Raw genomic sequence first — 7,570 nt, 5'->3', positions numbered from 1 at the left:
CACCCCCACCCCGGAGCCCGCTTCCGTCAAGGACGACAGCGGCAGCGGCGGCGGCAAGAAGAGCAGCGGCGGAGACGTGCCCAAGTACACCGGTGGCGGCTCGCCGTCCGAGTGGATGGCCGCAGCGGGCATCGCCGAGAGCGACTGGGGCTACGTCGACTACATCGTGAGCAAGGAAAGCAGCTGGAACCCCAACGCCACGAACTCGAGTTCGGGTGCCTGCGGTCTGGTTCAGGCGCTGCCGTGCTCCAAGGTGCCCGGCGGCGGTTACGATCCGGTGGCCAACCTCACCTGGGCCAACGGATATGCGGTGGGTCGGTACGGGTCGTGGGCCGACGCGTACAACTTCTGGACCAGTAACCACTGGTGGTGACGCTGTTTCGCCATGCCCCGATCGAATCGACGTCGACCGGAGGATTCTCGCGCTGAGGATTCCCTCGCCCGCATGATCGCGGGATTCAAACGCACCGAACTGCGTCGCGGCCAGGAGTGGTACGTGCAGCCCGTCTCGGAGCGCCAAGCCCTGAAGGAATACACCTGTCCCGGTTGCGGACGGATCGTCGCCGTGGGCGTCTCTCATCTGGTCGCCTGGCGCGCTGACGGCGTCCTGGGCGACACGGCCGACCTGGGCGCACGTCGTCATTGGCACACACACTGCTGGAGGATCAGCTGATGGAGATCCGAGGCGCGGTGGAGCTGCCCGCTCACCGCGAAGACATCACCCTGCGCACGCAGGACGGTCTGACCCTGGTGGGCGAGCTGGCACTGCCTCTGGACACCACTCCGGTCGCGACACTCGTCACGTTGCACCCGCTGCCCACGGCAGGGGGATTCATGGACTCCCACATCCTCCGCAAGGCGGCAGCGCGACTTCCCGCACTGGCCGACCTCGCCGTGCTGCGCTTCAACACCCGAGGAACGTCATCGCCGCGGGGGACCAGCGAAGGCACCTTCGAGGAGGGCATCGGCGAGGAGGCCGATGTCGCGGCGGCCATGGACTTCGTGCACGAGCGCGGGTTGCCGCGCCCCTGGCTCGTGGGCTGGTCGTTCGGGACCGAGCTGGCGCTGAAGTACGGACGCGACCACGACATCGAAGGCATCATTCTGCTCTCGCCGCCGCTGCATCGAGCCACGGCCGATGACGTGGCCGCCTGGGCGAACGAGGACTGCCGCGTGGTGATCCTCGTGCCCGAACTCGACGACTACCTGCGGCCCGAGGAAGCGCGCGAGCGCTTCGCAAGCATTCCTGACGCGCGGCTGATCGCTGTCGACGGAGGACGCCACCTGTGGGTGGGGGAGAACCAGACCGTCCGCGTGCTGTCCGAGATCGTGGGCGCGGTCAATCCGTCCGCTCTCCCCTTGCCGACCGAATGGGACGGCTGAGCGCTCGGCCGGTCAGCGTTCGTTCTGGCGCGGGATGATCACCTGGCGGTAGATGATCAGCAGGCTCGCGGCCACCGGGATCGCCACCAGCGCGCCGAGCAGGCCGCCCAACGCCCCTCCGGCGAGCGCCGCGATCACCACCACGGCTCCCGGGACCGACACGGCACGATTCATGATGCGCGGCGAGATCACATAGGCCTCGATCTGCATGTAGATCAGGTAGTAGACCGCGGCGATGATGGCGGTGGTCGCCGATCCACCATCCGGGATCAGCCAGCACGCGATCACGATGATGGCCGAGCTCGTCAGCGTGCCCACCAGCGGAATCAGCGATCCGCAGAACGCCATCACGGCGAGCACGGCGCTGAACGGGGCGTTGATGATGGAGAGGAAGAAGAAGCTGAGCACGCCGTTGATGACGCCCAGCGTCACCTGTCCCATGACGTAGTAGCCGACGGAGTCGATGATCTGCTCGGCGATGTCGGTGAATCGCGCACGGCGCGAGGCGGGGACCAGCTGGTACACCGCCGCTTTGAGAGCCGGAGTCGATGCCGTGAGGTAGATCGTGAGAATCAACACGATAAACGCGCCGAACAGCCCCTGGATGGCGCCGAGGCTCACGTTGACCACTTGCGAGCCGAAGTCGCCGATGCTCGACAGCGCCCACTTCTGCGCCTGGTCGAGAACGTCCTGCACCCGGAGGTTGGGGAACAGATCGGTCAGCCACGTCTCCAGCTCGCCGATGAGGTCGGGCATCGTGATGATGCGGATCACCTGATTGACGAGCAGCGTCACCTGGTTGATGATCAGCGGCAGCACGATCGCGACGATGCCGGCGAAGAGCCCCAGAACCACCACCACGGTGATCAGAACAGCAGCCCAGCGGGGAACGCGCCGGCGCTCGAGGAACGAGATCACCGGATCAAGACCGAGGCTCAGGAAGAGCGCAGTTCCGACGTAGAGAAGCACCGCACCGAGGCTCTGGACTCCGGTGATCAGGGCGATGCCGACGCCGACGCCGAGTGTCGCCACCAGCGCAGTGCGGAACGGGTATTGCAGCTTCATGATTCCTTCGCCGGTCGGGGTGCTCCCGAACAACATAGTGCGCTGACGACGAATGACCCGGCAACCCGGCACTGTGAGGACAACTTTCAGTCAGGTTCGCTAGTCTGTTTGGTCGAGTGTCTATCCGCTCCGTGCGCTGTACGGAGACGTGAGGAGAAATTTCGTGCGTTTTGTCTGGGCTGTCGCATCCTTCGTGATCGCCGCCATTCTCATCGCTGGCGGCATCGCCCAGCGCACCGTGTTCCTCGGTCCCAACACCGAGCGTGCTGAACTCGGCGTATCCGCCGACCAGGCGTACACGATGATCGATGGCGAAGTCTTCAACAAGCTGCCGGGCGTGCAGACGCTGAAGGTCGATGGCAGCGGGGACATCTTCGGTGCCATCGCCGTCAAGGAGGACGTCGCAGCCTGGCTCGCCGACAGCTCCTACAACCACGTGACGCTCGCCAAGGACGGAACGATCAGCTCGACCGTGGTCGCGCCCACGGAGGAGGCCCCGGCCGTCGACGAGACGGTGCAGAAGGGGATCGACGCGGCTACCACCGCGGGCTTGATCACCCCCAACTCCGCTAGCCCGGTGGGATCGGACCTGTGGACCGACGAGTTCACGACGGACACCGGCTCCATGATCCGCAAGATGCGACTCCCGGATGCCATGGCGGTGCTGATTGCCACCGACGGCCAGAATCCGGCCCCCAGCGATATCGCCCTGTCCTGGGCGATCGACAATTCCACGCCGTGGGCGGGCCCGCTGGTGGTGCTCGGCGGCATCGCGCTCATCGTGGGCATCCTGCTGTACGTGCTCGGCATCCGTCACATGCGCCGATCGCGCGGTCCTCGCCGGCGCGGAGTTCCGCCTCTGCCGGAGACGCAGCCGATCAGCGTCGGAGAGTTGGATGCGGCCGAGAAGGGTGTGATCAGCTCGAGCGCCAAGAAGCGTGGCGGGCGAAGGTCCCTCATCGCGATTCCCGCGCTCGTCGTCTCCGGCGCACTGCTCAGCGGATGCACGGCCGACGCGTGGCCGAAGTTCGACGAGCCCACGGCCACGCCGAGCCCGACTCCTACGGTCATCGTTCCCGAAGACCAGGAGAAGCCCTCCGTCACCGAGCAGCAGGCGGAGAAGATCCTCGACCGCATCGCGACCACCGCGGCCGCAGCCGACAGCTCGCTCAGCATCGATGTCGCGTCCACACGGCTGTCCGATGCGGTGCTGTCCGCACGAGCGACGAACTACACGCTGCGCTCGACGCTGCCTGACATCCCTGCACTGACGGCCGTCCCGTCGAAGCCGTATCAGATCATCGTCCCGGAGGCGAAGAGCGGCTGGCCCCGGACCATCTTGGCCGTGTGGCAGGACGAGGCCGACACGACGGTCGCACCGCGCATCCTCATCGCGACCCAGACCGACGCCTGGAGCCCGTACAAGGTGTCCTACCTGGCACAGCTCGAAGCGTCGGCCCAGACCCCGAACCTCGCACCAGCCGAGCTCGGCGCCAACCTCGTGCGTCCGGATTCGTCGCTGCTCGTGATGGCACCGGACCAGGTCGCCGGTGCGTACGCCGATGTGCTCGACAAGGGAGCAACCAGCGAGTTCGCGTCGAACTTCGATCTGGATGTGGATACGTTCCTGCCGAAGATCACGACCGGACGCCAGCAGCAGCTCGACACGTTCAACGCGACGGCGGAGGGCCAGACCGGAACGCTCCAGTTCGCCGCTCGCGCCGGTGCATCGGCACCGGTGGCCTTGATGACGGTCGACAACGGCGCCATCGTCGCGGTCAACGTCGAGGAGACGGAGACCTCGAAGCCCTCGGTCGCGGACGCGGTGATCAAGCTGGACGGTAACCCTCGCGTGACGGCGCTCACCGGCGTGACCCAGTCGCAGACGGGCTTCCAGACCACCTACTCTGACCAACTGTTCTTCTTCGTCCCCGGCCAGTCGTCGGGGGAGAAGATCCGACTGCTGGGATTCTCCAGCGACATCCTGAAGGCTGAGGTTCTCCCGTGAGCGATGCCCCCGGCGCCGTGCTGCGTGGCGCTGTCGATCTGTCCTCTCTCCGCAACCGTCCGAGCCCCGAGCAGACTGCGGCAGCACAGGGAGCGGCCGAGCTGGTCTCGACCGTGACCGAAGCCGAGTTCCAGCAGATCCTCGATCTGTCCCGCTCGGTTCCGGTGGTGGTGAACCTCTGGTCTGCGCGCAGCGAAGCCAGCCAGCAGCTGACGGCGACCCTGGAGGCCGTCGTTCGCGCCCTGGCCGGTCGTGTGGTGCTCGGCAATGTCGACGCCGATGCGAACCCTGGAATCGTGCGGGCATTCGGCGCGCAGTCGGTGCCGTTCGTGGTGGCCGTGATCGCCGGTCAGCCGCTGCCCATGTTCAACGGTGCGGCCGATGACCAGCAGGTGCGTGAGGTGTTCGCTCAGCTTCTGCAGGTGGCTGCGCAGAATGGCGTGACCGGCACAATCGAGGCGGGCGTCGGCGACGGCGCCGACGTTGAAGCCGCCGCCCCCGCCGAGAAGCCGCTGCCGCCGCTGCATGCCGAGGCCTATGACGCGATCGAAGCCGGCGACTACGCGCGAGCGGCGATCGCGTATGAGGCGGCGCTGGCGGAGAACCCGCGTGACGAGGATGCTCGTGCCGGGCTCGGCCAGGTGAAGCTTCTGCAGCGAGTGCAGGACGCCGACCTGCAGGCTGTCCGGGCTGCGGCTGCCGCAGCACCGACGGACATCGACGCTCAGCTCGCTGTGGCCGACCTGGATCTCGCGGGCGGGCACGTCGAAGACGCCTTCGACCGACTGCTCGAGTTGTTCGGCGCGCTCCCCGCGGATGAGCGGACCCCGGTGCGCGAGCGGCTCTTGGAGCTGTTCGGTCTGGTCGGCGACGCCGATCCCCGTGTCACGCGTGCTCGCGGGCGTCTGTCGTCGCTGCTGTTCTGACCTGCCGCTTGAACGAGAAGGAGCACCCGGGATCGGGTGCTCCTTCCTCATTCACTCGTGGGCGAACCAGATGGTGCCCAGAGACGGAACGGTGACGTTGGTGAGACCTGAGTCGTCAGCGGTGATGCTGCCGAAGTTGCCGACGCCGCTGCCCCCGAACTCTGCGGCATCGGAGTTGAGCACCTCGTGCCAGACCCCGGGCTTCGGCAGGATGAACGGCAGGTTCGCCACCACAGAGCCCGAGAAGTTGGTCACGGAGACCACGTGGCGTCCCTTCGCATCGACACGATCGAACGCGACGATGTTCGTGTTCCACGCGGGTGCGCCCAGCAGGGAGAACGCCGCCCCATCACGATCGCGCTGCCACAATGCCGGCTGCGCGCGGTAGGTGTGATTCAGGGCACCCACGAACGACTGCAGCTGACGATGGCTGGGCTGATCCAGCATCCACCAGTCCAGGCCCCGCCCCTCGCTCCATTCCGAGAGCTGACCGAACTCCTGCCCCATGAACAGCAGTTGCTTGCCCGGGTGTGCCCACATGTAACCGAGGAAGGCGCGGGCACCGGCCAGCTTCGCCGCGTGATCGCCCGGCATCCGGCTGAGCAGCGTGCCCTTACCGTGCACGACCTCGTCGTGGCTGATGGGCAGCACGTACTGCTCGCTGAAGGCGTAGTGGAAGGAGAAGGTGATCTCCCCGTGGTGGTGACTGCGATACAGCGGGTCGCGCGACACGTACTGTAGCGAGTCGTTCATCCACCCCATGTTCCACTTGAAGCCGAAGCCCAGGCCGCCCGATTCCGTGCTGGCCGTGACACCCGGATAGCTGGTGGATTCCTCGGCGATCATCGCGATACCGGCATTGCGCTTGTACGCTGTCGCGTTGACCTCCTGGAGGAATGAGATCGCCTCTAGGTTCTCGCGCCCGCCATGCACGTTGGGTTCCCACTCGCCGTCCTGACGCGAGTAGTCCAGGTAGAGCATCGACGCCACAGCGTCCACGCGCAGGCCATCGACGTGGAATTCCTCCAGCCAGTACAGCGCGTTGGCGACGAGGAAGCCGCGCACCTCGTTGCGACCGTAGTCGAAGATGTACGTGCCCCAGTCCTTGTGCTCGCCGCGCCGCGGATCGGCGTGCTCGTACACGGCCTGACCGTCGAAGCGGCCGAGAGCGAAGGCGTCCTTGGGGAAGTGACCGGGCACCCAGTCCATGATCACGCCGATCCCGGCACCGTGCAGGCGATCGACCAGGTAGCGCAGGTCATCCGGCGTGCCGAATCGACTCGTCGGCGCGTAGTACCCAGAGACCTGATAGCCCCACGATCCGCCGAAGGGGTGCTCGGAGAGCGGCATGAACTCGACGTGCGTGAATCCGAGGCTGCTCACATGCTCGATGAGGGGATCGGCGGCGTCGCGGTACGACAGACCCGGCTGCCAGGATCCGAGGTGCAACTCGTAGACCGACATCGGATGAACGGACGGATCGGTGGCAGCGCGACGCGCGATCCATTCCGCGTCGTTCCACACGTAGTGCGAACGGGTGACGCGCGAGGCGGTCGCCGGCGGCATCTCTGCGGCCTGTGCCATCGGGTCGGCCTTGAGGATCCAGTCACCACGCTCGGTGCGAATCTCGTACTTGTAGATCGCGCCCTCGCCGAGTTCCGGAACGAAGAGCTCCCAGACCCCGCTGCTGCCCATCGAGCGCATCGCGTGGCTGCGGCCGTCCCACTCGTTGAAGGGTCCCACCACGCGCACGCTGCGCGCGTTCGGCGCCCACACGCTGAAGGCGACGCCGTCCACGGCGTCGTGCGTTCGCACGTGAGCACCCAGGACGCGCCACAGCTCCTCGTGCCGGCCCTCGCCGATCAGGTGCAGGTCGAGTTCGCCCACGGTCGGGGTGTGTCGGTAGGGGTCATCCGCGATCCAGGTGGATCCGTCCCGGTATGCCGTCTCCAGCGTGTACGGCCGAGGCTCGCCCGCGGCGAACCCCTCCCACACGCCGTCCACTCTGTGCGTCAGGGGAAGCGCCGTGCCATCGGCGAAGTTCGCGGTGACCGTCACGGCGAGGGGGCGCCGGGTGCGCACGACCACGCCAGCGGCGGCGGGGTGGATACCCAGCACGTCGTGCGGCGCGTGATAGGAGCCTGCTGCGACGGCGCGCAGGGTGTCGGTGGGAATCGTCTCGCTCATG

At 66.7% G+C, this 7,570-nt stretch carries 7 protein-coding genes; 5 read left to right on the top strand and 2 right to left on the bottom strand.

The window, feature by feature from the left end:
* The 3 genes from ACI3KU_RS10610 to ACI3KU_RS10600 form a co-directional block, all read left to right on the top strand.
* On the top strand, window positions 1-373 hold a 373-nt coding region (locus ACI3KU_RS10610; RefSeq protein WP_404922281.1), incomplete at its 5' end, for a transglycosylase SLT domain-containing protein.
* Window positions 374-385: 12 nt separating this feature from the next.
* The gene (locus ACI3KU_RS10605; RefSeq protein WP_404922280.1) at window positions 386-673 is read left to right on the top strand and encodes a hypothetical protein; all 288 of its coding nucleotides are present in this window, start codon (window positions 386-388) and stop codon (window positions 671-673) included.
* Window positions 673-1,383 (top strand): alpha/beta hydrolase, encoded by a 711-nt coding sequence (locus ACI3KU_RS10600; protein ID WP_404922279.1) that lies wholly within the window; start codon window positions 673-675, stop codon window positions 1,381-1,383. The genes ACI3KU_RS10605 and ACI3KU_RS10600 overlap by 1 nt, the downstream gene beginning before the upstream one ends.
* A gap of 12 nt (window positions 1,384-1,395) precedes the next feature.
* Here ACI3KU_RS10600 and ACI3KU_RS10595 read toward each other — a convergent pair whose 3' ends face one another.
* Entirely contained in the window at window positions 1,396-2,448 is a 1,053-nt protein-coding gene (locus ACI3KU_RS10595) for an AI-2E family transporter (RefSeq protein ID WP_404922278.1), read from the bottom strand.
* Window positions 2,449-2,611: 163 nt separating this feature from the next.
* On the opposite strand from ACI3KU_RS10595, the gene ACI3KU_RS10590 reads away from it, so the two are divergent.
* The gene (locus tag ACI3KU_RS10590; RefSeq protein ID WP_404922277.1) at window positions 2,612-4,456 is read left to right on the top strand and encodes a glycosyl transferase; all 1,845 of its coding nucleotides are present in this window, start codon (window positions 2,612-2,614) and stop codon (window positions 4,454-4,456) included.
* Window positions 4,453-5,382 carry a co-chaperone YbbN gene (locus ACI3KU_RS10585; protein WP_404922276.1) on the top strand — a complete coding sequence of 310 codons (930 nt, stop codon included), beginning with the start codon at window positions 4,453-4,455 and terminating at the stop codon, window positions 5,380-5,382. Before ACI3KU_RS10590 ends, ACI3KU_RS10585 begins: the two co-directional genes overlap by 4 nt.
* A 51-nt stretch (window positions 5,383-5,433) precedes the next feature.
* Here ACI3KU_RS10585 and glgB read toward each other — a convergent pair whose 3' ends face one another.
* Entirely contained in the window at window positions 5,434-7,569 is a 2,136-nt protein-coding gene (glgB, locus tag ACI3KU_RS10580; protein ID WP_404922275.1) for a 1,4-alpha-glucan branching protein GlgB, read from the bottom strand.
* Window position 7,570 lies beyond the last annotated feature (1 nt).

Origin of the sequence: Microbacterium sp. ZW T5_56 (genome assembly GCF_044987425.1) — a bacterium.
In the GTDB taxonomy this organism is placed as follows: domain Bacteria; phylum Actinomycetota; class Actinomycetes; order Actinomycetales; family Microbacteriaceae; genus Microbacterium.
The sequence above is the reverse complement of the archived record's forward strand: the minus strand, read 5'-3'. Positions and strand labels throughout refer to the sequence as shown.

Coding starts and splice junctions, on each gene's coding strand:
- ACI3KU_RS10600 (WP_404922279.1), top strand. CDS start 673: ATGGAGATCCGAGGCGCGGTGGAGCTGCCCGCTCACCGCGAAGACATC.
- glgB (WP_404922275.1), bottom strand. CDS start 7,569: ATGAGCGAGACGATTCCCACCGACACCCTGCGCGCCGTCGCAGCAGGC.
- ACI3KU_RS10605 (WP_404922280.1), top strand. CDS start 386: ATGCCCCGATCGAATCGACGTCGACCGGAGGATTCTCGCGCTGAGGAT.
- ACI3KU_RS10595 (WP_404922278.1), bottom strand. CDS start 2,448: ATGAAGCTGCAATACCCGTTCCGCACTGCGCTGGTGGCGACACTCGGC.